Source organism: Streptomyces sp. CO7, assembly GCF_053474865.1.
Genome location: NZ_JBRIOU010000006.1, coordinates 1 through 21,963, shown reverse-complemented (window position 1 = coordinate 21,963; position 21,963 = coordinate 1). Strand labels below are relative to the sequence as shown.

Sequence of the window (21,963 nt, the reverse complement as noted above, 5' to 3'; positions counted from 1 at the left end):
GCGCCCGCCGGCAGGGCGCGCGGCAGGCCCACCGCCGACAGCCGCGCGTCCCGCGCACCCCGCCGCCGGGCCCGGTCCACCAGGCCGGAGGAGGTCCCGAGGACCACCGCGGCCGCCCGCACCACCCGCCGCTCCAGCACCTTCAGCACCGCGGCCCGCGCCGCGCCCTCGGCCCTGGCCCGGTTGTGCCAGGTCACCACCAGCGGCGTACGGCGGCCGCCCAGCGCCAGCACCGTGCGGAACGAGGCGTGCAGCCCGTGCGCGTGCACCACGTCGGCGTCGGAGCACGCGATGCGCAGCGCCGCCACCGAGGCGGGATCGCTGCTGCGCGGGATCGGCACGTGCCGCGCCCCGACGGCGGTGAACCCGTAGGTGTGTTCGGTGTCGCTGGGGGCGCACACCGTCACCCGCACGCCCCTGGCGACCAGGCCGGCGGTCAGCGACCGCACATGGGTGCTCCCGGCCGCGCTGCCGCCGGTCACCTGGACGGTGCGCAGCGGCGTGAGGCCGGTGGGGGCGGGGGTGTTCACAAGGGTCACGGGCGCCTGGGCTCCTGGTCGAGCGTCGTGCGGTCTTCGTGCGGTCGGTCACCGGGGTGCGGCGGCCGGGCGGCGGGCCCGCGAGGGTCCCCCGCCGCCCGCCCGTGCTGGTTCGTCGCCGCCTAGGATGCCAGAGCCCGGGCGGCCCGCCGACCGGCTCCACCCGCACGGCCCAGCCGCTCGGGCCGTATGCCCGGGCCGGATGCCCGGGCCGGACGCCCGGGCGGTGGCGCTCAGAGTTCGGCGCGCGCCGCCGCCGCCGACTCCAGGAGCTCCTCGGCGTGGGCCCGGGCCGTTTCGGAATCCTCCTGGCCCGCCATCATCCGCGACAGCTCACGGATCCGGTCCTCCCCCTCGAGCACCTTCACGCCCGAACGGGTGACCGACCCGTCGTTGGTCTTCTCCACCAGCAGCTGCCGGTCGGCGAACGCCGCCACCTGCGGCAGATGGGTGACGACGACGACCTGCGCGGTCCGCGCCAGCCGGGCGAGACGACGCCCGATCTCCACCGCGGCCTTGCCGCCGACGCCCGCGTCGACCTCGTCGAACAGGTAGGTCGGGACGGGGTCGGTGCCGGCGAAGACCACCTCGACGGCGAGCATCACCCGGGACAGCTCACCGCCGGACGCGCCCTTGGCGATCGGGCGTGCCGGGGCGCCGGGGTGCGGGGCGAGCAGCAGCTCGACCTCGTCGACGCCGGCCGGCCCGTAGGAGACCGTGCGGCCGCCGACCTCGACGCCCTCGGGGTCCTCGGTCTGCCGGACGGAGAACGAGACCCGCGCGTGCGGCATGGCCAGCGAGGCCAGCTCCTCGGTGACCGCGGCGGCGAACCGCTCGGCGGCCTCGGTGCGCGCGTCGGTCAACTGCTGAGCGAGCGTGCCGAGTTCGGCGCGCAGCGCGTCCCGCTCGGCGGTGAGGTCGCCCACCCGGTCGTCGTCGCCCTCCAGCTCGGTGAGCCGGGCGGCCGACTGCTCCGCCCAGGCCAGCACCGCGGCGACGTCCTCGCCGTACTTGCGCGTCAGCGCGGTCAGCGCGGCCCGGCGCTCCTCCACCGCGGCGAGCCGGCGCGGGTCGGCGTCCAGGTTCCCGGCGTACCCGGCGAGTTCGCCGGAGACGTCGGCAAGGAGGATGCCGATCTCACCGACCCGGTCGGCCAGCGCGGCCAGCGCCGGGTCGTGCGAGCGGACCGCCTCCAAGGCGCGCTGGGCGCCCGAGACGAGGGAGCCGGCGTCGACGCCCTCGGGGTCCTCGGGGTCGCCGGCCAGCGCGGTGTGCGCGACGGTGGCGGCCTGCGCCAGCGCCTCGGCGTGCCCGAGCCGCTGCGCCTCGGCGGCCAGCTCGGTGTCCTCGCCCTGCCGCGGCTCGACGGCGTTGATCTCCTCCAGGCCGTAGCGGAGCAGGTCGGCCTCCTGGGCGCGCTCGCGGGCCCGGGTGGTGATCTCCTCCAGCTCGGCGGAGACCGCCCGCAGCCGCCGGTAGGCGTCCGTGTACTTCTCCAGCGGGCCGGCCACCGCCGCGCCCGCGTACCGGTCCAGCGCCTGGCGCTGGCGGTTCTGCTTCAGCAGGCCCTGCTGGTCGGTCTGCCCGTGCACCGCGACCAGTTCGTCGGCCAGCTCCGCGAGGAGGCCGACGGGCACGCCGCGCCCGCCCAGGTGGGCACGCGAGCGGCCCTCGGCGGAGACCGTGCGGCTGATCAGCAGGGCGCCGTCGTCGAGCTCGGCGCCGGCCTCCTCGGCACGGGTGACGGCGGGCGCGCCTGCGGGCAGCGCGATGCGGCCCTCGACCACCGCGTTCTTCGCGCCGATCCGCACCAGGGCGGGATCGGCGCGTCCGCCGAGCAGCAGACCGAGGCTGGTGACGACCATCGTCTTGCCCGCACCGGTCTCGCCCGTGACGGCGGTGAAACCGGGGGACAGCTCGACGACCGCGTCGTCGATGACTCCGAGCGACCGTATCCGCATCTCCTCCAACACGCCCCCGACCTTACGAGGTCTTCGGCCATGATCGCGACGCGCCCCCGTCCGGGCGTGCCGCCCGCGGGCGCCGCCGGTCAGTGCGGCGCGCCGCGCCAGCCGGAGACGGGGAGGGCGAACTTGGCGACCAGCCGGTCGGTGAACGAGGCGTGGTGCAGTCGCGCCAGCCGCACCGGAACGGCGCCCCGGCGGACCTCCACCCGGGCCCCCGGCGGGAGTTCGACCGTGCGCCGCCCGTCGCACCACAGCACGCCGGGCGGGATGTGCGGCAGCACCTCCACCACCAGCACCGAGTCCGGCGAGGTGACCAGCGGCTTGGCGAACAGCGCGTGGGCGCTGATCGGCACCATCAGCAGCGCCTCGACCTCGGGCCACACCACCGGCCCGCCGGCCGAGAAGGCGTAGGCGGTCGATCCGGTGGGCGTGGCGCAGATGATCCCGTCGCAGCCGAAGCCGGTCACCGGCCGTCCGTCGATCTCCAGGACGACCTCGAGGAGCTTCTCCGCGGACACCTTCTGCACGGCGGCCTCGTTGAGCGCCCAGTCGGTGTGGACGACGCTGCCGTTGCGGTGCACCTCCACGTCGACCGTCATCCGCTCCTCGACCTCGTAGTCGCGGGCGACCACCCGCTCCACGACCTGGTCGAGCGCGTCCCGCTCGGCCTCGGCGAGGAAGCCGACCCGGCCCAGGTTGACGCCCAGCATCGGCACGCCGGAGGCGCGGGCGAACTCCGCGCCGCGCAGCAGGGTGCCGTCGCCTCCGAGGACCACCAGCAGCTCGCACCCGTCCAGGCAGGCGGGCGTGGCCTCGGGGACCGTCTGCACGCTGTCCGGCAGCGGCAGGTCGTGCGCCTCCGACTCCAGCACCCGCACGCCGAGCCCGGCGTCGAGCAGGCCGCGCACCACCAGTTCGGCGCTGCGGATGGCCGCGGGGCGCCCCGTGTGGGCGAGCAGGAAGACCGTGCGGTCCTGCCCGTCCGTTCTGCATTCGCTCAACGCGGTCCCTCCGCCACTGCGCGTTCGACGTCGGCCGGGTCCAGGGCGGGCGCCCCGGCACGCAGCCACAGGAAGTACTCGACGTTCCCGGACGGTCCGGGCAGCGGGCTGGCGGTGACGCCGAGGACGCCGAGCCCCAGCTCGCCCGCCCGCCGCGCGACCTCCCGCACCGCCTCGGCGCGCAGCTCCGGGCTGCGCACCACGCCTCCGCTGCCGAGGCGTTCCTTGCCCACCTCGAACTGCGGCTTGACCATCAGCACCAGGTCCGCGTCCGGCGCCGTGCACCGCACCAGGGCGGGCAGCACCAGACCGAGCGGGATGAACGACAGGTCGCCGACGACCAGGTCGACCGGTACGCCGTCGATCTGCTCGACGGTCAGCTCCCGGACGTTCGTCCGGTCCTTCACCGTCACCCGGTCGTCGCTCTGCAGCGACCAGGCGAGCTGTCCGTAGCCGACGTCGACGGCCACCACGTGGGCCGCGCCTGCGCGCAGCAGCACGTCGGTGAACCCGCCGGTGGAGGCGCCGGCGTCCAGCGCCCGCCGCCCCTCGACCTTCAGGCCGCGCGGCACGAACGCCTCCAGCGCGCCGGCCAGCTTGTGGCCGCCCCGCGAGACGTACTCGGGGTCGCTGTCGTCCTGCGCGACCACGATCGCCGCCGCGGTCTCCACCTGGGTGGCGGGCTTGGTCGCCACGGCCTTGCCGACGGTGACCCGCCCGGCGGCGATCAGCTGGCTCGCGTGCTCCCGCGAGCGGGCCAGCTTCCTGCGCACCAGCTCGGCGTCGAGACGGCGGCGTGCCACTCCTGCCACGTTCGGTTCAGCTCCTGTTGTCGTGCGGCATCGACGCGATGGGGTTGTCCAGCGCGGTGAGCGCCTCGCGCAGCGCCCGGTGTACATCCTCGTACACCTCGAGGTGGCCGTCGGCGGCGAGGTGGTCGGCGTCGGCGAGGCGCTCCAGCGCGGTGTCGACCCGGGCGTCGCCGGTGGGCGTGCGGGGCACCCCGAGCGGGGCGGGGGCGGCCGGGTCGTCGGCCTGCTCCTGCGCCCCTTCGGCCTCCTCGGCCGCCGGTTCGGGTGGTGTGTCGCTCATGGCACGACGCTACCGCGTGGAGCGGGGGTACCGTCTGTCGCGATGGCCACGATCGAGGAGTGCCGTGCGGCACTGGAGGAGCTCGCCGGGCGTCTGGCGTCCGCGCCGGCCGCGGTGCGGGAGGCGGCGGGGGTCGAGCGGAGCGTGAGCTGCCACGTCACCGATCTGGACGTCACCTTCACGGGGCGGCTGTCCGGGGGCCGTCTGGAGGTGCGGGACGTCGTGCCCGGGCGGCCCTCCGACCCGGCGCGCATCCGCCTCTCCACCACCGGCGACGACCTCCTCGCCCTGGTCGCCGGCACCCTCGCGTTCCCCCGCGCCTGGGCCACCGGCCGCCTCACCCTCGAAGCCCCGCTCCGCGACCTCCTCCACCTCCGCACCCCACCCTGACCGCGCCGCGTCAACGGCGGCGCCCGAGGGCCACCGGACGCCCCGACCCAGCCCGGCCGGGACACCGGGGTGGTCGACCGTATGTCCGACCATCCCTCTAAGGTGTGCCGGTGATCTTCAACAGGAAGAAGAAGGGCGCCGATCTCGGCGCACTCGTGTCCGAGCTCGAGCAGGCCGTCGGCACCCGTGACGGGGCCCGCACCGAGCAGGCGTTCGCCGCCGTCATGGGCGCTCTGCAGCAGGCCGCGCAGAGCGAACTCATCGCCGCGGGACCGCGATTGGCCGCGCTGCTGCCCGCGTTCCCGCCCGTCGGGCCGCGCCCCTACCTGGCGCACGCCGCCGGCTTCTGCGTGGAACGCGGCGCCGAACCACTCGCCTGCGCGGAACCGATACTCGACGCCGTCCGCAAGGACCTGGCCGACGCCCTGGAGTTCGCCCGGCGCTGGACCGCCGGCGGGGGAGCGGGCGACGAACTCCCGGCACCCGACGAGGAGAGCATCGACGACGCGCTCCTGGCCAGGGTGCGCGGGAGCGGCGACGGGAAGGACGACGAGGACCAGCACTACGAGGCGCTTCGGCTGGCCCTGGCCTGGTGCGCCGCCGAGAACTGGCAGCCGCCCGCCCTGGCCGTGCTGCTCCGCGACGCGGAGGTACGCCGGCGGTACGCGCCCGCGCTGCTCCCCGTCTGCCTCGAACTGGCGGAGCTGCAACGGCACGACCTCAAGTGCCTGCACTACGCGCTGGCCGTCCTGGACGACGAGCCGCTGATCGTGCTGCACCGGCCCACCGGCAAGGGCTTCGCGGTACGTATCGGAGGCATCGGCGACAACTTCCAGCTGCACACGCTGCTCGCCCACGTCCTCATCGGCGGCGGCCACGTGCCCGGTACCGCCCCGTCCGCCGACAGCGTCCGCCTGGCCACGGATCCGGCACCCGCCCAGGGGATCACCGACACCGTGGCGACGGGGGCCTTCGAGCTCGTCGCCCCGGACGGTGAGCGGATCTGGAACGAAGGGCTGCCCACCGACATACCCGTGGTGGACGGACGCCGCCTCCTCGTCCTTGACGAGCCTTCGTACAAGCGCAGTTGGAACGCCGACCGGTTCTTCCCCGCCCTCCCGGGCTCGGCCGAGGTGACCGCCGTCCTCTCCGCCGAGGACACGCGGGCATGGTTCGCCCGCACCTCCACCCCCTCCGCCGCGGGAACCTGACTCCGCCCCCGCCGGGACGACCTACCCCTCGCGGCTCTCCAGCACCTCGTCGGCCTCCTTCGCCTCCCGGACGCGAAGGGCACGCCAGGCGTCCGCGTCCTCCGCATGCCGGTCGAGCCAGTCCTGCTGGAGCGCGGCCAGACGGCCGTAGGCGCGCTCCAGGTAGTCGGTGCTCCGCTTGCAGTCGAGGTCGGCGGCGACCGACGGATCCGTGGCGAGGTCGGTGCCCTCGGGGAGCTGCTGCGCGAACCGCGCCGGGGTGGCGGCCCCGACGCCCCGGTCGGCCATGCACGCGCTCCAGTCAGCGTCGGCGGTGCGCAGGCCAGGGTCGTCGGCCAGCGCCGCCGCCGCGTCGCGTTCACCCTGGTCGAGGACGAGGCGAAGGCCGAGGTCGCGTCTGCGGGCGTCCTTGCCGCCGAGGAGACGCATCTGAGCCTCGGCGAGGCAGCCGGTGGCGGGACGGGTGACGCGGATGGCCCGGTTCCTGGCGGAGATCCGCTTCTCCGGGTCGCCGTAGAGAGCCAGGTCGAAAGCCTTGTCACGCCGGCGCTCGGCCGGGGGAGGCTGCGAGCCCGCCGCAGCCTCCCCGTCGGAGGGGCCGACGGACTCGATGCCGAAGTGGAGCTGGGTGGTGCCGGCCGTCTCCGAACCGGCCGGCGCCGGGTCGGGAGCCCGGTCGTACCGGACCCCCCGACCGGTCATGCAGGCGGCGATCAGCGACTGCTCCGCGCGGTGGGCCCTGCGGGCCGCGTCGGGGGAGGAGTTCAGCAACGCCTGCAACGGCAGGGAGTTCCGCAACGCGGTCAGCTCGGCGGCGTCCGCGGCGCGCGCGGCCCCGGCGTCCTCGTCGTGACCGAGGCTCCAGCCGATCGTCGCCGCCAGCACCACCGGAGCGAGCACGAGAAGGAGAACGCCGGCCTTGCGGCGTGAACGCGCAGGCGGTGTCGGCGGCTGTCGGTCGGACGGTCCGGTGGGTGAACTCGTCGGTGGCATGAGGCGTCCTCCGGGCGTGCTGACGACGTGCGGGTCCGGTCGTGCGGGTGAAGCGGGGCCGTGCGGCGGCGCACGCCCGGCGGGAGCGGCGACGGCCGGTCGGCCCCGCCACCACCGCTCCCGCCGGGCAGCCGACCGTCAGTAACAGGAGGTGGTCGTGGTGCCCCGCAGCTGGAGCGAGCTGGCCTGGTTCTGGTGGGCGGTGGGCAGGTAGTCCACGTACGAGCCCGGGTTCACGCAGAACACGAAGCCGCTGTAGCCCGTGCCGTTGTAGTAGTGGCTCTCCAGACCGGAGCTGGAGGAGTTGCTCGCGGACACCGTGTTGTTGTTCGCGCTGAGGCCGGCGCCCGCGCGGGTGGTGAGCTGGTTGAACGTGTCGCCCGAGAAGTTGTTGTCGGAGTTGTAGTACGAGTGGCGCGCGGAGTTGTTGATGCCCAGGTAGAAGATGCAGTGGTACCCGGAGGCGCAGTTCGGGCCGGCCGATGCAGGGGCGGCGGTGAGCATTCCCGCCGAGGCCGCCAGTGCGGCCGTGGCGGCGCCGAACGCCAGCTTCTTGCGCAGGCTCAGGCTCATGTCTGTCTCCTGTGGTGTGACGGATGGGTCGCCGCCCCGCCGGACCTCCGGCCCGGGTGAGTGATCCCGGGCAGCACCGGCTGGGCGAGCGATGCCACCTTGCTGGGCGCGAAGGACGTGACGCATGTGCCGTCGGCGCACAGTGATTGGCGGAGGGCGAACCGTTGTTTCCCTGACGCGCGTCGAACAGATGTAATGGCGAGGCAGCGCAAGGCGTGGGGTGCATCGCAGTCGGGGGACCACAGGGGGGACGTTGTGCGCACCATGTTCGATCTCGAGGCTTTGCCATGCCCTGAACGGGCGGACGCCTGGGAGGAAGCCGTCAGCCGGACCGTACTACCGGTGACCTGCCGCTTCCTCGACCCGCAGGACCACCGGGGCCGCCTGGCCTCCATGCCGCTGGGCTGCGGAGAGCTGACCGAGGCCACCTACAGCGCGATGACGGCAGGGCGTTGCCGGCGCCTGATCCGACGTGACGATCCGGAGGTGTACGAACTGGTCCTGGTCACCCATGGCGGCCAAGGCGTCGAGCAGCATCGCAGGCAGGCGCTGGTGCGGCCCGGCGAAATGGTGCTGTGCGACTCCTCCCTGCCCTTCACGGCCCGTACCGCCGTCACGTCGAGCCTCTCGGGCGCGCTGGTGCTGCGCCTTCCCCATCAGCTCGTCCGGCTTCCGCAGTCCCGGCTGACCTGCTGGCCGTGCCGCTGCCCGTGGCGTCCGGACTGGGAAAGGTCCTCGCGGGCCTGCTCCGCGGGCTGGTGGACGAGTACACCTCCCTGTCTCCCCACGACGTGACCCGTACGGGCCAGAGCGCGGTGGACCTGGCGGGCGCGGTGCTCGGCCACTTCACCGACACGGACGCGCGGTTGGCACCTGATTCGCAGCGCAGGGTGCTGTTCATGAAGTGCGCCGCGCTGGTGGAACGGCACCTCGCCGACCCCTCGCTCTCGCCGGCCGTGGTGGAGCGGGCACTGGGCATCTCACTGCGCTACCTGCAACTGGTCTTCCAGGACCAGGGGACGACCCCGTCGACGTTCATCCTCGAACGCCGCCTCGCACGCTGCCGCCGTGACCTGGCGGACCCGGCACTCCTCTCGGTGCCGGTGCACGCGATCGGGGCACGGTGGGGCTTCCCCCGCTCCTCGGAGTTCAGCCGCGCCTTCCGCAAGCGGGAGGGGGTGCCACCAGGCGGATACCGGCTGCTGGCCCGGGGTCGCAGGGCGCAGGAGACGGGCGACGGCGGCGCCCCACCCCCAAGACGCGCCGGAGCCGGATCTCCCGGCGGCGTGAGGCCCAGCCCGGTGAGCGCCTGCCCGGCCGGCTCGGCTGTCGTAGCGTCGTAGGCACCCCAGCGCATCTGTTTCCTCGACCTCACCCGTTGCCCAGCGGCAGTCCAACGCATGCGATGCCAGTACGGGACGAAACACAGCTCCCACGCGCCGCCTGCGCGGCCGGCTGCGGGATGTTCCTGGCCCGCTGGGCTCCGGCGATGCTCGGCCCCTCGCCCGAGGAACGGATCGCAGCGGCCGAAGCACGCGCCGACCTCGCTCTGCGCAACCGCCTCGCCCGCGAACTGCACGACTCGATCGGCCACGCCCTCAGCGCCGTGTCGCTCCAGGCGACCGCCGCACGACGCGTGCTGGAGCGCGACCCGCACTTCGCCCGCGAAGCACTCGCCGCGATCGAGGACACCACCCGCCGCACCCTTGCCGAACTCGACACCGTCCTGTGCGTTCACCCTCCCCTCCGAGAGCGATCACCTCTCCACGCCGCGTACGAAAATCTATCCTCGCGGCAGTAGACATTAGGCGGGCGTGTGGTTATGGGTTCTCTCGTAGCCAGAGAGTCCGAAGGTTCGGCAGAGATGAACTGCCGGGCAGAAGTACAGAAATTCGCAGTGCGCAGGACGGTGCGGTGGCGGAGTTCCGAAGCCATGGCTGTTGCAGGACGGCGACGGGACTGGCAACCGGACCGGGTGGCCCGTAGTCATCAGGGGCTGCCGCAGCAGTACCGCAGTACCCGCAGGTAGAAGCACGCAGCAGTGAAGTGAAGTAGTGAGCAGCACCTCGGTGAAGGCGTCGGCTGCGGGCGCGCGCTCCGGGAAGTTCGGCAGTGGGGTTCCAAGCCAGAGCAGACGCAGTACGGGCGACGGGGCTGGCTGCCGAAAGCGGCGCTGGCACAGGCCGCAGGAGGACAAGCGGGTCGCAAGAGCAGTACGCAGTCCCTGCTTGGCAAGTGATTGATACCAGAGGGAAGAACGGAGGAACCAGGCGCCATCAGGATCGCCCGGACGCCACGCGGGTCCGGGTACCGCAGGACATCGATAGTGAGGTGGTCTCCGGTCAAGCAACCGCGATCCCCGCAGCCCCGACGTCATTTCGGTCGGGTGGGCGGAAAAAGAAGGCCGGCGCAGAATCAGGGCCGGCAGATGGTGTAGCAGTTCCTTCGGGGCCCGGGTGCCAACTGGCACCCGGGCCCCTCCACGCGTTCCACAGAGAGAGGTGCAATGACAGCAGACGACTCGTACGGGCGGCTCGAGGATGACGACTACCCCGCCTACACCATGGGCCGGGCCGCCGAATTGCTCGGCACCACCCCGGGCTTCCTGCGCGCCATCGGCGAGGCCCGCCTCATCACCCCACTGCGCTCGGCGGGCGGACACCGGCGTTACTCCCGGTACCAGCTGCGGATCGCCGCCCGCGCCCGCGAACTCGTCGACCAAGGCACTCCCATCGAGGCCGCCTGCCGCATCGTCATCCTCGAGGACCAACTCGAGGAAGCCCAGCGCATCAACGAACAACTGCGCGCACAAGGCCGGGAGCGGCAGAAGACCTCGGCCTGACGACGCCGCCCGCCTCCTGGCTGAACACCGCCTGCTGTAGCGGTTGCCGAGGCTGGAGAAACAGTCCGCGCACAGGTCGGATCCTCTACCTTGGGCCGGAGCGGGGTGGCGCGCCCTCCCGCAGGCTGTGGTGCCGTGGCAGAGCGGCCCATTGCGATCGCCGCGGGCGAGGTCCCGCTCACGGCGACTGACGGAGACGGGGCGGACCTGCCCCTCTCCGTCCGCGGGTTCGAATCCCGTCGGCACCGCAGCCGACCTGGAACTCTGCGCAGCGCAAGCACTGCGATGTCGGTCCAGGTTCAGACATCCCCACCGCTGGAGCATCCAGTAGCCCAGGGCCGCGGCGCTCGATCATCGGTGAGCACGGGTGCTGTCGCTTCTCAGGTTCTGGCGCAAGATTCCCGGGATCGGTGGGGCCCACGGTGACTTCGGTGGGGGTGGTGAAACCGGTGGGTTGGCAGGTCTCGGTCATCCAGCGGCGTCCAGCTACCGCGGGTAGGAGGCCCGGCGAACGGGTGACCGACCACCAGTTCCGTGTGGAGCTCGCAGGGCTCGGGCACAAATCCGTCGGGCCTGACGACCAGCGGCTGCGAGGGTGTGGCCAGCGCTTCCCCGACTTCCAGCGACCGCCGCCAGTGCAGGTGCAGCTCCAGGTCGTACCGGCTCGGGCGGTGTGCGTTGAAGAGGCACCAGAACACCTGGAGCCCGTCGCAGTCGTCCGGCCCTGCCGGTAGGTCCGGGACATCCCGCCGGTACAGCTGAGAGAGGCCGATCAGCGGCGGCAGCGAATCCGTCTCCGACGCCCAGGGAAGCCGGTGCTCGAGGCGCAGCTCGGCCAAGAGCTCTCGTTCCTCCTCGGTGGGCCCCGGGTCTGTTCCCGGGGCCCATGCGGCAGCCAGGATCCGCCAGCACTGGTGGATGTCGGTCGGACGCCGACCCCGCCCGCGGCCATAGGCCTCGCCGCACATCGGCCACGGCTCGTCCGCCGCCCATGGCATCGGACCGCCCACCGAGCTGACCGACATCGTCAGGCTGCCCGGGCGCGGATGGAACCGCCTCGTCGTACCTCGGTAGGCAGCCAGTTCAGGGAAGAGTGCCTCGACATCAAGTGGGCGTGGAGGTGTGGTCCTCGTCATGGAACGTGACCTCAGACCCCCGGCGATTCCGGCCGTCTGACGTCGACCACGGCGCCACCGCCACCGCCACCAACGCCTCCGGTCCGCCCATCACCTGCCGGTACAGGTCCGAGGCGCCTGGTGCGGAAGACACTGGACCCACTCCGCCCGAAGGCCGCGCCCGCCCGAGCGCGCCACGGTCTCGGCCGTCGTCTTCCCCACCCGGGAGCACGCCTTGGCCGAGCATCGTCCTCCACGATGCAGGGCTGCCCAGGGGCCGAGCACGCGATCGGTGGCGACCGTCGACGCCGACGCCGCGGACGAACATGACGAGGGTGTGGTCGTCGGCGGCCTGCGGAGCACCCCGGGCCGGCACGCCGCCGGTCGTCCGGTCGAGTCCCTGTCCCGTACAGAGGTCTTGACCACTTGATTGGTCTGGACCATGCTGTGGCGCGCTCCACTCCGATCCCTCACCCCCGGAGGCAGTCGTGGACCGCGCCAGACCCCTCACCCTGCTCCTGGTGGCTGCGCTCGCCGCCGGCGGGCTCGCAGCCCTCACCCCCACCGCCCAGGCCGCGGACTCCGAACTCGCCCGCAACGGTGGTTTCGAGGCCGGCCTGGACGGCTGGAGCTGTACCGCGGGCAGCGGCGCCGCCGTCACCACCCCCGTGCGCAGCGGCACGAAGGCGCTGCAGGCCACGCCTGCCGGCAGCGACAACGCCAAGTGCTCCCAGACCGTCACCGTGAAGCCGAACGCGACCTACACGTTGAGCGGCTGGGTCCGCGGCAGCTACGTGTACCTCGGCGTCACAGGCACCAACACCACCGACGGGTACGCCTGGACCCAGTCCGCCCCCGACTGGCAGAAACTCACCAAGACCTTCGCCACCGGCGCGAACACCACCTCGGTCACCATCTACACCCACGGCTGGTACGGCACCCCCGCCTACCAGGCCGACGACCTCTCCCTCCTCGGTCCCGGCGGCGACCCCGTCCAGATCCCCGCCGCCCCGACGGGCCTCGCCGCCGGCACACCCACCACCACCTCGGTGCCTCTGAGCTGGCCCGCCGTCGCGGGAGCCACCTCCTACAAGGTCTACCGGAGCGGGAGCCTGCTCGGCACCGTCACCGCCACCTCGTACACCGCCACCGGCCTCAGCCCGAAGACCGCGTACTTTTTTCAGGTCTCTGCGGCCAACAGCGCGGGTGAGTCCGCGAAGTCCGCGCCCGTCACCGCCACCACGGCCTCCGCAGACGGCGGGACAGGCGGCGAGCTGCCCGCCCGCGCCCTCGTCGGCTACCTCCACGCCAGCTTCGCCAACGGCTCCGGCTACACCCGCATGGCCGACGTACCCGACTCCTGGGACGTCATCAACCTCGCCTTCGGCGAGCCCACTTCGGTCACCTCCGGCGACATCCGCTTCAGCCTCTGCCCGGCCGCCGAGTGCCCTGGCGTCGAGTCACCCGCCGACTTCAAGGCCGCCATCAAGGCGAAGCAGGCCGCCGGCAAGAAGGTCCTCATCTCCATCGGCGGCCAGAACGGGCAGGTCCAGCTCACCACTCCGGCCGCCCGCGACACCTTCGTCTCCTCCGTCTCGAAGATCATCGACGAATACGGGCTCGACGGCCTCGACATCGACTTCGAAGGCCACTCGCTCTCGCTCCAGAACGGCGACACGGACTTCCGCAACCCCACCAGCCCGGTCGTCGTCCACCTCATCCAGGCCATCAAGACCCTCAAGGCCAAGTACGGCACCAAGTTCGTCCTGACGATGGCCCCGGAGACCTTCTTCGTCCAGCTCGGCTACCAGTACTACGGCTCCGGCCCCTGGGGCGGCCAGGACCCGCGCGCCGGCGCCTACCTGCCCGTCATCCACGCACTGCGCGACGACCTCACCCTGCTCCACGTCCAGGACTACAACTCCGGCCCCATCATGGGCCTGGACAACCAGTACCACTCCATGGGCGGCGCCGACTTCCACATCGCCATGACCGACATGCTGCTCACCGGCTTCCCCGTCGCGGGCAACACCGACCGCTTCTTTCCCGGCCTGCGCCCCGACCAGGTCGCCATCGGCCTGCCCGCCTCCACCCAGGCCGGCAACGGCCACACCAGCCCCGCCGAGGTCGACAAGGCCCTGGACTGCCTCACCAAGAAGCAGAACTGCGGCACCTACCAGACCCACGGCACCTGGTCGTCCCTGCGCGGTCTGATGACCTGGTCGATCAACTGGGACCGCTTCAACAACTGGGAGTTCAGCCGAAACTTCGACGCCTACTCCTGGAACTGACCACCCACCCCGCGAGGTGACGGCTCAACCCGTCACCTCGCGGGGAACAGGCAGGCCACACTGCACTTCAAGGCCTCCCCTTCACAGCGACCAGCACGGTCCTCACAACGCCGACCGTGATCGCTACAGACTGCTCTTGAGGTTCGCGGCACGCGGGTACTTCGTCCCGTTGATCTCAGGAATCCAGTCCGGGGTATTCGCCAGGGCGACATCGACGATCTCCTGGGGAGTGACAACGCCGTACGCCGAGCCGTCAGTGCCTGCGGGCCTGGTGGCCTCCGAGACGTGCCGTGAAGACTCGGCGCCATCGCTCTTGCGAACGACCGGACCCCACACGTGTACGAAGCTGATCTGCCACCCGCCATCCAGATACGTCCAGTAGACCGTCGCCTTCTTGATGCGCGCGGTCCGCTGCCCCACCTGCATGGTGAAGTCCTCGAGCAGCAACGTCGTGTACGCCTTCACCAGAACCTGAGTCGTCGTCTCATCAACCGTTACCCGCACGAGAAGAACCCCTCCGTCGTTCCGCCAACGAAACGGACCTTACGAGCCCTCGACCCGCCGCCCACACCTGGGCCACCACCGCGGCGCCGGTGGAACCGTGACGCACCCGCCATGCCCGCACCCGTCAGAAAGGCGGACGCTGCGCTGGTGGAGTTCACGGAAGCGCTGAGGACAGCTGGTCTGCACTTCTTCGAAAAGAGGGCCGAGCTGGCTCCCTCCAGCTCCTACGCCGAAGCACAGCAGCAACTGTCGGCCTGAGCGCCCGGAGGCACCGTCGGAGAGATTCGGCGCGGCCTTTGTCGTCTCGCGCACGACGACGTGCCCCAGGGAGGGTCGGTCCTTAATGGCCGGACTGGCCGGACAGCGTTTCGCCCAGGTCGCTGCGGTAGTAGAGGACGCTCCGGCCATGGCGTGCGCGGTTGAGGAGGCCGCCGCGTTCCAGGACGCGGAGGTGCTGGTTCACTGCGGACGTGGTGACGCCGAGGCGCAGGGCGAGTTCGGTCGACGAGGCCGGTTCGCCGAGCGCTGTCAGGAGGGCGGCGCGGGTTGCGCCGAGCAGGTCACGTACCGCGCCGGCGTCCGGGCGCTCTGTCGTCGACCACATGGTGCCCTGACCGCGAGCGGGATACACGATCGTCGGTGGCAGCTCCTCGTCGAGCGGGGTGGAGGCGCGCGCCACGAACATGGAGGGCACGAGTGTCACTCCCTCGCCGTGAACCGGCCGGACGCGTGGCGCGGGACTGCTCAGGCGTACGTCGAGGTGCCGGCCGTCGAAGGTGACCGCGCTCGACAGGCCGCCGAGCATCGCGCCGATGCCGGCCTGGGAGGCGATGCGGCTGTGGTGGGTGATGTCCGCCTGCATCACGGCCCGCATGCGATGCCAGTACGGGACGAAACAAAGCTTCCACGCCGAGGCGAGTGCCGAGCGCATGCGGCCGACGACCTGTTCGTGCGGTCCGCGGAACACCGGCGGAACGGCACCGTGCACGCGTGCGAGGTCTCCTTGGAGCCTCTCCGGCGTGATGCGCGCGAGGTCCTCGAGTTCGTCGTCGAAGGCAGTGAGCGGTGACTCCGGCCGCGGATTGACGAAGTCGGCGACCCGTCGACTGTCGTTGACGAGTGCGAGCAGCACCTCGGTGTCGAGGAGCGGACGGATGGGAGCGATGCGTTGTAGCCAGGGGCGCTGGAGAGGGAGCGCGTCGGGGACGCGCAGCGCTCGCAGCCCGAGGCCGAGCTCAGTGAGCGGCGAGATGCCGAACCGCACCGCGGAGACGTCCACGGACTGCAAGACGTACCGGATCATGAAGCATTATTCTACATCTATTGGCCGTGAGGCTGCGTGCTGCAGAAATGGTCCGGTGAGAACCACCGCACTTCCCGTCGTCCCCATTCGCGCCCTTGTCCGGAGGGACACGACGCTCAGACTTCTGCTCGTGGTCGCCTTCGTGGACGCTGGGGGCCGCGGAGCATTCTTCGCGCTGACGTCGCTGTACCTGACCACCGTTGTCGGCATCCCGGTGATGGCGGTGGGACTCGCTCTGACGATCGCCGGCGGTGTCGGGCTGCTCAGCTCACTGGTCTTCGGGCACCTCGCCGACCGGCGGAGCGCGCGGAAGATGCTGCTCACGTTGCATCTCCTGCAGGGATGCGCCCTCGGGGCGTACCTCGTCGTTCGTGATCTGCCGTCCCTGGCGGCGGTCGCCTCCCTGGTGATGCTCGCCCAGCAGGGAAACTCCACGGTGCGGTCCGCCGCCGTGGGCAGGGCCTTCCCGGGTGACGAGCGCGTGAGGATCCGCGCGACGATGCGGACGGTGACGAACCTCGGGATGGCCGCGGGCACGGCGGTCGCAGCGATCCCCCTCGCGGTCGGAACCGGGCACGCCTACCGGATCACGATGGCGGTGGCCGGTGCGCTCTTCCTCGCGTCGGCGCTCATGCTCACACGCCTGCCCGCGAACCGCGTGGACGCCCGCCGCTCGGCGGTGACCGGCACCGGTGACGCCGCCCGCCCGGCCACACCCGGACGACCGCCGCACCGGAACGTCCCCTTCCTCGCGGTGACGGCGCTCGGTGGAGTGTTCGGGATCCAGTTCGGCCTCTTCGAGGTCGCCATGCCGCTGTGGGTCGTCGCGCACACACAGGCACCGGACGTGCTGGTCTCACTCCTGCTGCTCGTGAACACCGGAGTCGTCATCGCACTGCAGATCCCGATGAGCCGCACAACCGCCGATGTGCGCGGCGCGAGCCGGACGATGGCACGGGCCGGGTGGCTGATGGCCGGCGCGTGTGTCCTGTGGGCCGCGGCGGGCCGGGCCACGCCCATGGCAGCGGCGGCCGTCCTCCTGGCCGCGGCGCTCGTCCACTCGCTCGCCGAGATCACATCGAGCGCGGCTGGGTGGGTTCTGAGCTTCGAACTGGCCGACCCGGAGCGGATGGGCGCCTACCAAGGCGTGCACCAAACGGGGTACGCACTGGGCGCAATGGCCGCGCCAGCGGTGGTCACGCTCACGGTGATCGACCTGGGCACGCCGGGATGGGGCCTCCTCGCCCTCGTGTTCCTCGCCTCGGCATCCGGGATCGCCATGATTGCCCGCCGGGCTGCCGAGGCAAGGGAGCCGAACACGGCGACGCACCAATGCGATCGTTCAGCGGCCTCACTCGACCCAGGCCCACCTCGCCGGAGCGGGCCAGTGCTCGCCACCGCCGAAGCGAGCAATCAGTAGGACGATTCGCTGCAACGTCACTTTCCGTGCCGGTGCCGGCCGCAGCTCGCGGCGGGACACCAGGTGCGCACGTCCTACGGCTCATGCGGCGCGCCGCCCGACACCCTCCCGGTCGCCGCAGTCACCACGCGTAGCCGAAGGGCCAGGGCCGCGCCGGCCCGAGCATCAACGATCCGATCATGCAGAAGAGAGATGGCGAAGGAGCAGGTGCGATGACGATCCGACCGTTCGAGGGCCCCGACATCGATGCGGTGGTCGCATTGTGGGAGAAGGCAGGGCTGACGCGGCCGTGGAACAGCCCGTGGGCGGACGTGCGGCGCAAGCAAACGGTGCAGCCGGAGATGTTCTTCGTGGCCGAGGACGACGGCCGCATCGTGGGCACGGTGATGGCCGGCTACGACGGCCATCGCGGATGGATCAACTACCTTGCGGTCGGCGACGATCGCAGGGGGACCGGCCTGGGCCGCGCGCTCGTCGAGCAGGCAGAGGCAGCGCTGGCAGCACTGGGGTGCCCGAAGGTGCAACTGCAGGTCCGGCCCGACAACATCGGCGTCATCGATTTCTACGAGCGCCTGGGCTACGCACCCTACGAGGCCATCAGCCTCGGCAAACGCCTGATCAGCGATGTCAGCTGAGCAACCGCATCCGACGCAGGCGCCGGAGACGGACGGCCGCGGAGGGCTGCGCCCGGAGCGCGGCGAGCGGTTGTTCCCACTGTCACGCCGCCTGTCACGCCCTCCGCGGACAGGGCGCCGACCTGCGCCTACGTTCCCTCGGCGCGGATCGGTCCGAACGAGCTGACAGCTGCACCGGTGCGGCGGCGGTGGACGCCGCCGCACCGGTGGCCCAGGCGCCGGGAGGCCTCCACGCCCGCCGGCGCCTCAGGCTCCGCATCGCCCGCGCCCCCTTCAGGCGCCGCCGGCAGATCACCTCGGTCAACAGTCGGGACCAACTCGCCGACCTCTTGGCCCGGCACGGCCGGATCGAGGAACTGCGCGCCTACGCGGTGCTGGACGGACATGAGGAGGCCGTCCAGCGGCTGGCGGAGCTGCTGGAGGAGGATGGCGACGTGGAGGGCGCGATCGCCGTATACGGTCAGGCCGACGGCCCCGCGGCCCGGGACGCGAACTCGGCTTACGAGCTTGCGCAGCTCCTGGCCCGACACGGACGTGGTGGAGAGGCGATCGCCGTGATGCGTGCCCAGGCCGATGCCCACCACAGCGAAGACTGGATTCTCCACGCTTTGTCCGAGCTGTGTCTCGACCAGGGCCGCCCCGCCGACGGCCTGGCCCACCTGGATGCCGTCGACGCCCAGCGCAGGGGTGGGGACGGGGGGAGCTGTTCTGGATGCGGTTGCCGCTGATCGCCGCCTGCAGTGGGGTCGACGAGGCGGTTGAACGGGCCCGCGCCCACCCCGAAGGCACCACGTGATACGCGGCGGAGCACATTGCACACCTCCTCGCCGGTGCCGGGCGCACCGAGGAAGCCGTCACCGTCCTCCAGCAGCATGACCGCAGGAACAGCCATGACCGCGCCGGCTACCTCGTCGACCTTGGCCGCGTTGAGGAGGCCCTGGTCATCCTGTTGCACAGAAGCCCTCCGCCACCACTCGTGCCGACGACGCACCTGTGGACCGACGAGCCATCATTCTGAAGCCATCACCGAGTGCCGTACTGCCGGGCTCGAGCCGTGCTTACCGGCATACCCCAGGGAGAGGCACGGGGACCGCTTCGGCAATACTTCACGACTGTGACCAGCGACGACACCCCTACCCTCAGCCCATCGCGGCCTCCGGCCGGACGCCAGATCCAGTCCTGGCAGGAAGCCGAGCACAACGCCGCGGCCTGGATGCGCCACTGGGGCTACAAGGATGCCCGGGCCCAGCCCGGCGGGAGCGACGGCGGGGTCGACGTACGCTCACGGCGGGCACTGGGACAGGTCAAATACCAGGCAGCCGCAGTGGGGCGACCCGAGCTGCAGCGCCTGTTCGGGGCCCGCGGCCGGGCCCTGGACAAGGACCTGCTCTTCTTCACGGGCAGCAGCTACGCTGCCACCGCGATCGAGTACGCCGCCGAGAACGGCATCGCGCTGTTCGTCTACGGCCTGGACGGCTCGATGACCGCGGTCAACGCCCCGGCCCGCCGCATCGCAACGGCCTCGGCTCCGCCATCTTCCGCGTCGCAGGCGCCGGTCTCCGTCCCCGTGTCGTCCCCTGCCGCCCGGCGAGACGGACGACCCGGTTCGGGCCGGATCATCCTGGGCCTCCTCCTGACCGCCGTAGCGCTGTTCGTCCCTGGTGGCGCGGCCTTCGACCCCCGCCCGAACCAGACACTCGTGACGCTGCTGATGCTGGTGGTTCCCGCCGTCCTGATCACCTCGGGCATCCGGGAGAAGTCCCACCGCCGCTACTGGCCGACCGGCCTGGGCCTGTTCCTGCTGGACCTGCCGGTGGCCTGGCTCACCAACGCCCGGCTGTGGCATGCCGGCGCCGCCGGCGTCCTGGTGAACACGGCGCTGGCTGTCACGGCCGCGACCCTGCTGATCCGCTGGAACACCCGCGGCGCGACCGCCACCTCGCACGAGCCGGCGACCTGAGGCGCGTGAATCCTGGGGCCGCAGTGAGGTCCCAGTGGACAGCAACGCGGCCGGCGCACGACCTGCCGACCCTGACGGCCGCCCGGCAGGGCTCCGGCAGCCGGCCCGACGCGGCAAGCCTCCGGCCCGGCCGGGTCGTTCACCGGTCGAACCGGGTCCGTGGTCCCCACGCGAACTCGAGGTCGTCCAGCAGGCCGACCTCGAGCGCCTGTCCCACCGGCTGCGCATCCGGAACGGCACGGCCTTGCATCCGCTCGCACACGATCACACTCTTGGCGGCCGACCAGCGTGCAGCGGCCGTGCTCGGCGGGCCGGCTGCCCGGCCCGTACGCCCGCACTGTCCAGGACGGCCTTCTCTGGCCCCGGGGTACCGGCTTGTTCTGGCCCCACCTGGGCCGTCTCGTCAGCTTGCCGCTCCTTTCCCCGCTTCTCTGTTTCCACCCGCCGGACGGCAGGATGGGCGGATGACGATGAGCGAGACGGAACTGTTGGCCCTCCTGCGTGAACTCGACGACCCCGAGCGACTGGAGCGGCCGCTGAACTACGACCGCGTCGCAGCGAGCCTCGCGTTCGGCGGGTTGGTGCGTCGGCTCGAGACAGACTTCGGCGCCCATTGCGAGTTCGAGCAGGACACGCAGGACTCCAGCGAGTACGGGCGTGTCCACGTGTCGGCGGAGGCGACGATCCGCGGAACGCGGATCGTGGTCTGCATAAGCAAGTTCGGCTCCCTCGCCGAGGTCTGTGCCGACAACCCGGGGGCCTTCCTCGGCACGGAAGAGGCCTGCGAGGAGGGGGCGCTGGACCTCGCCGACCTCGCCACCGTGGAGCGGGCGCTGGCCGACCTCGGCTATGTGAGCGTGCCCGAGGAACTGCTGGAGAGCGACTATGAGGGCCCCAGCGCGCTGGAGCACTTCGCAGCGCGGCCCACCTGGTGGACGCGGTTCTTCGGCTCCATGTGATCCGCCCGCCTGGCGGGGTTTCGCGGCAAGATCCGAATGAGACGGCCTACGAGTTGTTGAGGGCGTCAGGGATCACACGCTACCGCCACCAAGCAGGACCCGCGCCACGGTCGCGTCGGCCTGCGCGGGCGGCCTGAGCCCGACCGCAGCCAGTGCCCGGAAGAGCATCACGCGGGCCTGCACCACTCGCTCTGGTGACGGCCGATGCGGGCCGGCTCCTTGCCCGTACGCGTCGACATTGTGCTGCTCGCTGCTCGCTGCTCGCGCGGTGCCTCCGTGCCGGCGAAGAGGTACGGCGGCCAGTTTCTCACGCGCCCGCAGCGCCCGGCTGGCGCCTGGACCGCGTGCACTTCCGCGCTGCGTCGGTCACGTTCTTCATGGCCTGCTCGGCGTCGTTCCCGCTGTAGGTGGAAACGGTGACCGCGGTGCTGTCGAGCGCCATCATGTCCTGGCCTTGAGGCTGAGGTCCGGCGCTCTTCCGTCGGCCGCGGGCTCGACGTCGGGAATCTCCACGGCGGTGCGGATGACGTGTGCCTTCGCGTCGCCCACCGGGGCCAGGCTGATCACCTGTACGAGCGGCTTGCACTCCTTGTTGCCGCGGATCTGCACGTCGTCCCAGGAACCGTGGAACAGCTGATCCGTGGGCGCTTCCCGGACCTTGTACATCGGCAGATCGCCGTCCGCCAGGGCGAGTGTGTCGAGCTTCTTCTGGCTGAGGGCCCTGACCTCAGGGGTCGCGGACGCGGAGGGCGACGTGGTGCGGGACGGCTTCGCGGCCGTGCCGTCGGCGCAGCCCGTCAGCATGGTCAGGGACAGCGCGCAGACAAGAGTGAGGGCACCCGGACGCGCCCACGGGGGTTGTTCACCGTCGGACTATGAGGTGTGGCGCATAAACGGTCAAGGGCGTTCCGCACGCGCCCGAGAGCCGGCCGTAGCAGGCCCACTCCATGTCCACCGTCGGACCGAGTACGCCACGAACGCCGCCCCGATGCCGAGGACGGCCGACGCGCCTCAGCTTCCGCCCGGTTGGTTCTGGAACTCGGCGAGCAGGGAGGCGGGCCCTGCGGCTATGGCTGCCTGGTAGCGCTCGTCGACCAGGCGGACGAAGGCGCGGTCGAGGCGGCCCGGCTCGAGGCGGCCGGGTGTCGAGGGGGGTTCGAGTGGGTGT

22 protein-coding genes, 1 tRNA gene and 1 pseudogene are annotated in these 21,963 nt (G+C 71.7%); 13 read left to right on the top strand and 11 right to left on the bottom strand.

Annotated elements, in window-relative coordinates:
• The 5 genes from ACOV8S_RS21460 to ACOV8S_RS21440 form a co-directional block, all read right to left on the bottom strand.
• Positions 1-539, bottom strand: a 539-nt coding sequence (locus ACOV8S_RS21460) for a glycosyltransferase (protein ID WP_448319515.1), incomplete at its 3' end; no start/stop codon positions are given.
• A gap of 233 nt (positions 540-772) precedes the next feature.
• The gene (gene recN, locus ACOV8S_RS21455) at positions 773-2,500 is read right to left on the bottom strand and encodes a DNA repair protein RecN (protein ID WP_448320102.1); all 1,728 of its coding nucleotides are present in this window, start codon (positions 2,498-2,500) and stop codon (positions 773-775) included.
• Between the two features lie 89 nt (positions 2,501-2,589).
• Positions 2,590-3,507 carry an NAD kinase gene (locus ACOV8S_RS21450; RefSeq protein WP_448319513.1) on the bottom strand — a complete coding sequence of 306 codons (918 nt, stop codon included), beginning with the start codon at positions 3,505-3,507 and terminating at the stop codon, positions 2,590-2,592.
• A complete protein-coding gene (locus tag ACOV8S_RS21445) occupies positions 3,504-4,319 on the bottom strand; it encodes a TlyA family RNA methyltransferase (RefSeq protein ID WP_448319512.1) in 816 nt (271 codons plus the stop codon). The genes ACOV8S_RS21450 and ACOV8S_RS21445 overlap by 4 nt, the downstream gene beginning before the upstream one ends.
• Positions 4,320-4,326: 7 nt before the next feature.
• A complete protein-coding gene (locus ACOV8S_RS21440) occupies positions 4,327-4,599 on the bottom strand; it encodes a hypothetical protein (RefSeq protein WP_448319511.1) in 273 nt (90 codons plus the stop codon).
• A 42-nt stretch (positions 4,600-4,641) separates the two neighbouring features.
• Between ACOV8S_RS21440 and ACOV8S_RS21435 the strand changes: the two genes are divergently transcribed.
• Both ACOV8S_RS21435 and ACOV8S_RS21430 read left to right on the top strand, forming a co-directional pair.
• Positions 4,642-4,989 carry a sterol-binding protein gene (locus tag ACOV8S_RS21435; protein ID WP_448319510.1) on the top strand — a complete coding sequence of 116 codons (348 nt, stop codon included), beginning with the start codon at positions 4,642-4,644 and terminating at the stop codon, positions 4,987-4,989.
• Positions 4,990-5,099: 110 nt separating this feature from the next.
• On the top strand, positions 5,100-6,200 hold the full coding sequence (locus ACOV8S_RS21430) for a hypothetical protein (protein ID WP_448319508.1): 1,101 nt from the start codon (positions 5,100-5,102) through the stop codon (positions 6,198-6,200).
• A 21-nt stretch (positions 6,201-6,221) separates the two neighbouring features.
• On the opposite strand, the gene ACOV8S_RS21425 is transcribed toward ACOV8S_RS21430, so the two are convergent.
• Together ACOV8S_RS21425 and ACOV8S_RS21420 are read right to left on the bottom strand one after the other, a co-directional pair.
• On the bottom strand, positions 6,222-7,100 hold the full coding sequence (locus ACOV8S_RS21425; protein ID WP_448319507.1) for a hypothetical protein: 879 nt from the start codon (positions 7,098-7,100) through the stop codon (positions 6,222-6,224).
• Positions 7,101-7,331: 231 nt separating this feature from the next.
• Positions 7,332-7,766 carry a hypothetical protein gene (locus tag ACOV8S_RS21420; protein WP_448319506.1) on the bottom strand — a complete coding sequence of 145 codons (435 nt, stop codon included), beginning with the start codon at positions 7,764-7,766 and terminating at the stop codon, positions 7,332-7,334.
• Between the two features lie 264 nt (positions 7,767-8,030).
• Here ACOV8S_RS21420 and ACOV8S_RS21415 point away from each other — a divergent pair, with 264 nt between their 5' ends.
• The 6 genes and pseudogenes from ACOV8S_RS21415 (at position 8,031) to ACOV8S_RS21390 (ending at position 14,014) form a co-directional block, all read left to right on the top strand.
• Positions 8,031-8,561: an AraC-like ligand-binding domain-containing protein gene (locus ACOV8S_RS21415; RefSeq protein ID WP_448320101.1), complete on the top strand. Its 531-nt coding sequence runs from the start codon at positions 8,031-8,033 to the stop codon at positions 8,559-8,561.
• On the top strand, positions 8,465-9,109 hold the full coding sequence (locus tag ACOV8S_RS21410) for a helix-turn-helix domain-containing protein (protein ID WP_448319504.1): 645 nt from the start codon (positions 8,465-8,467) through the stop codon (positions 9,107-9,109). The genes ACOV8S_RS21415 and ACOV8S_RS21410 overlap by 97 nt, the downstream gene beginning before the upstream one ends.
• 95 nt (positions 9,110-9,204) lie before the next feature.
• Positions 9,205-9,501: pseudogene (locus ACOV8S_RS21405) on the top strand (histidine kinase dimerization/phosphoacceptor domain-containing protein); the annotation flags it as partial.
• A gap of 771 nt (positions 9,502-10,272) precedes the next feature.
• Positions 10,273-10,608, top strand: a complete 336-nt coding sequence (locus ACOV8S_RS21400) for a MerR family transcriptional regulator (protein WP_448319503.1) — start codon at positions 10,273-10,275, stop codon at positions 10,606-10,608.
• A 129-nt stretch (positions 10,609-10,737) separates the two neighbouring features.
• A tRNA-Arg gene (locus ACOV8S_RS21395) sits at positions 10,738-10,856 on the top strand.
• 1,355 nt (positions 10,857-12,211) lie between these two features.
• Positions 12,212-14,014 (top strand): chitinase, encoded by a 1,803-nt coding sequence (locus ACOV8S_RS21390; protein ID WP_448319502.1) that lies wholly within the window; start codon positions 12,212-12,214, stop codon positions 14,012-14,014.
• 123 nt (positions 14,015-14,137) lie between these two features.
• Here ACOV8S_RS21390 and ACOV8S_RS21385 read toward each other — a convergent pair whose 3' ends face one another.
• On the bottom strand, positions 14,138-14,518 hold the full coding sequence (locus ACOV8S_RS21385) for a hypothetical protein (RefSeq protein ID WP_448319500.1): 381 nt from the start codon (positions 14,516-14,518) through the stop codon (positions 14,138-14,140).
• Between the two features lie 340 nt (positions 14,519-14,858).
• On the bottom strand, positions 14,859-15,797 hold the full coding sequence (locus ACOV8S_RS21380; RefSeq protein WP_448319498.1) for a helix-turn-helix domain-containing protein: 939 nt from the start codon (positions 15,795-15,797) through the stop codon (positions 14,859-14,861).
• A gap of 154 nt (positions 15,798-15,951) precedes the next feature.
• On the opposite strand from ACOV8S_RS21380, the gene ACOV8S_RS21375 reads away from it, so the two are divergent.
• From ACOV8S_RS21375 to ACOV8S_RS21355, 5 genes are all read left to right on the top strand, one after another.
• On the top strand, positions 15,952-17,241 hold the full coding sequence (locus ACOV8S_RS21375) for an MFS transporter (RefSeq protein ID WP_448319497.1): 1,290 nt from the start codon (positions 15,952-15,954) through the stop codon (positions 17,239-17,241).
• Between the two features lie 212 nt (positions 17,242-17,453).
• Positions 17,454-17,876, top strand: a complete 423-nt coding sequence (locus ACOV8S_RS21370; RefSeq protein ID WP_448319495.1) for a GNAT family acetyltransferase — start codon at positions 17,454-17,456, stop codon at positions 17,874-17,876.
• Between the two features lie 188 nt (positions 17,877-18,064).
• Positions 18,065-18,604 carry a tetratricopeptide repeat protein gene (locus tag ACOV8S_RS21365; RefSeq protein WP_448319494.1) on the top strand — a complete coding sequence of 180 codons (540 nt, stop codon included), beginning with the start codon at positions 18,065-18,067 and terminating at the stop codon, positions 18,602-18,604.
• A gap of 302 nt (positions 18,605-18,906) precedes the next feature.
• Positions 18,907-19,836: a restriction endonuclease gene (locus ACOV8S_RS21360; RefSeq protein ID WP_448319493.1), complete on the top strand. Its 930-nt coding sequence runs from the start codon at positions 18,907-18,909 to the stop codon at positions 19,834-19,836.
• Positions 19,837-20,300: 464 nt separating this feature from the next.
• Positions 20,301-20,795 carry a hypothetical protein gene (locus ACOV8S_RS21355; protein WP_448319491.1) on the top strand — a complete coding sequence of 165 codons (495 nt, stop codon included), beginning with the start codon at positions 20,301-20,303 and terminating at the stop codon, positions 20,793-20,795.
• Between the two features lie 307 nt (positions 20,796-21,102).
• On the opposite strand, the gene ACOV8S_RS21350 is transcribed toward ACOV8S_RS21355, so the two are convergent.
• Both ACOV8S_RS21350 and ACOV8S_RS21345 read right to left on the bottom strand, forming a co-directional pair.
• Entirely contained in the window at positions 21,103-21,240 is a 138-nt protein-coding gene (locus ACOV8S_RS21350; protein ID WP_448319490.1) for a hypothetical protein, read from the bottom strand.
• Entirely contained in the window at positions 21,237-21,599 is a 363-nt protein-coding gene (locus ACOV8S_RS21345; protein WP_448319488.1) for a hypothetical protein, read from the bottom strand. The genes ACOV8S_RS21350 and ACOV8S_RS21345 overlap by 4 nt, the downstream gene beginning before the upstream one ends.
• Positions 21,600-21,963 lie beyond the last annotated feature (364 nt).

Bases quoted from the DNA above. Each gene is read 5' to 3' on its own strand.
- recN (WP_448320102.1), bottom strand. From the start codon at position 2,500: ATGCGGATACGGTCGCTCGGAGTCATCGACGACGCGGTCGTCGAGCTG.
- ACOV8S_RS21440 (WP_448319511.1), bottom strand. From the start codon at position 4,599: ATGAGCGACACACCACCCGAACCGGCGGCCGAGGAGGCCGAAGGGGCG.
- ACOV8S_RS21435 (WP_448319510.1), top strand. From the start codon at position 4,642: ATGGCCACGATCGAGGAGTGCCGTGCGGCACTGGAGGAGCTCGCCGGG.
- ACOV8S_RS21420 (WP_448319506.1), bottom strand. From the start codon at position 7,766: ATGAGCCTGAGCCTGCGCAAGAAGCTGGCGTTCGGCGCCGCCACGGCC.
- ACOV8S_RS21415 (WP_448320101.1), top strand. From the start codon at position 8,031: ATGTTCGATCTCGAGGCTTTGCCATGCCCTGAACGGGCGGACGCCTGG.
- ACOV8S_RS21400 (WP_448319503.1), top strand. From the start codon at position 10,273: ATGACAGCAGACGACTCGTACGGGCGGCTCGAGGATGACGACTACCCC.
- ACOV8S_RS21370 (WP_448319495.1), top strand. From the start codon at position 17,454: ATGACGATCCGACCGTTCGAGGGCCCCGACATCGATGCGGTGGTCGCA.
- ACOV8S_RS21355 (WP_448319491.1), top strand. From the start codon at position 20,301: ATGACGATGAGCGAGACGGAACTGTTGGCCCTCCTGCGTGAACTCGAC.
- ACOV8S_RS21350 (WP_448319490.1), bottom strand. From the start codon at position 21,240: ATGATGGCGCTCGACAGCACCGCGGTCACCGTTTCCACCTACAGCGGG.
- ACOV8S_RS21345 (WP_448319488.1), bottom strand. From the start codon at position 21,599: ATGCTGACGGGCTGCGCCGACGGCACGGCCGCGAAGCCGTCCCGCACC.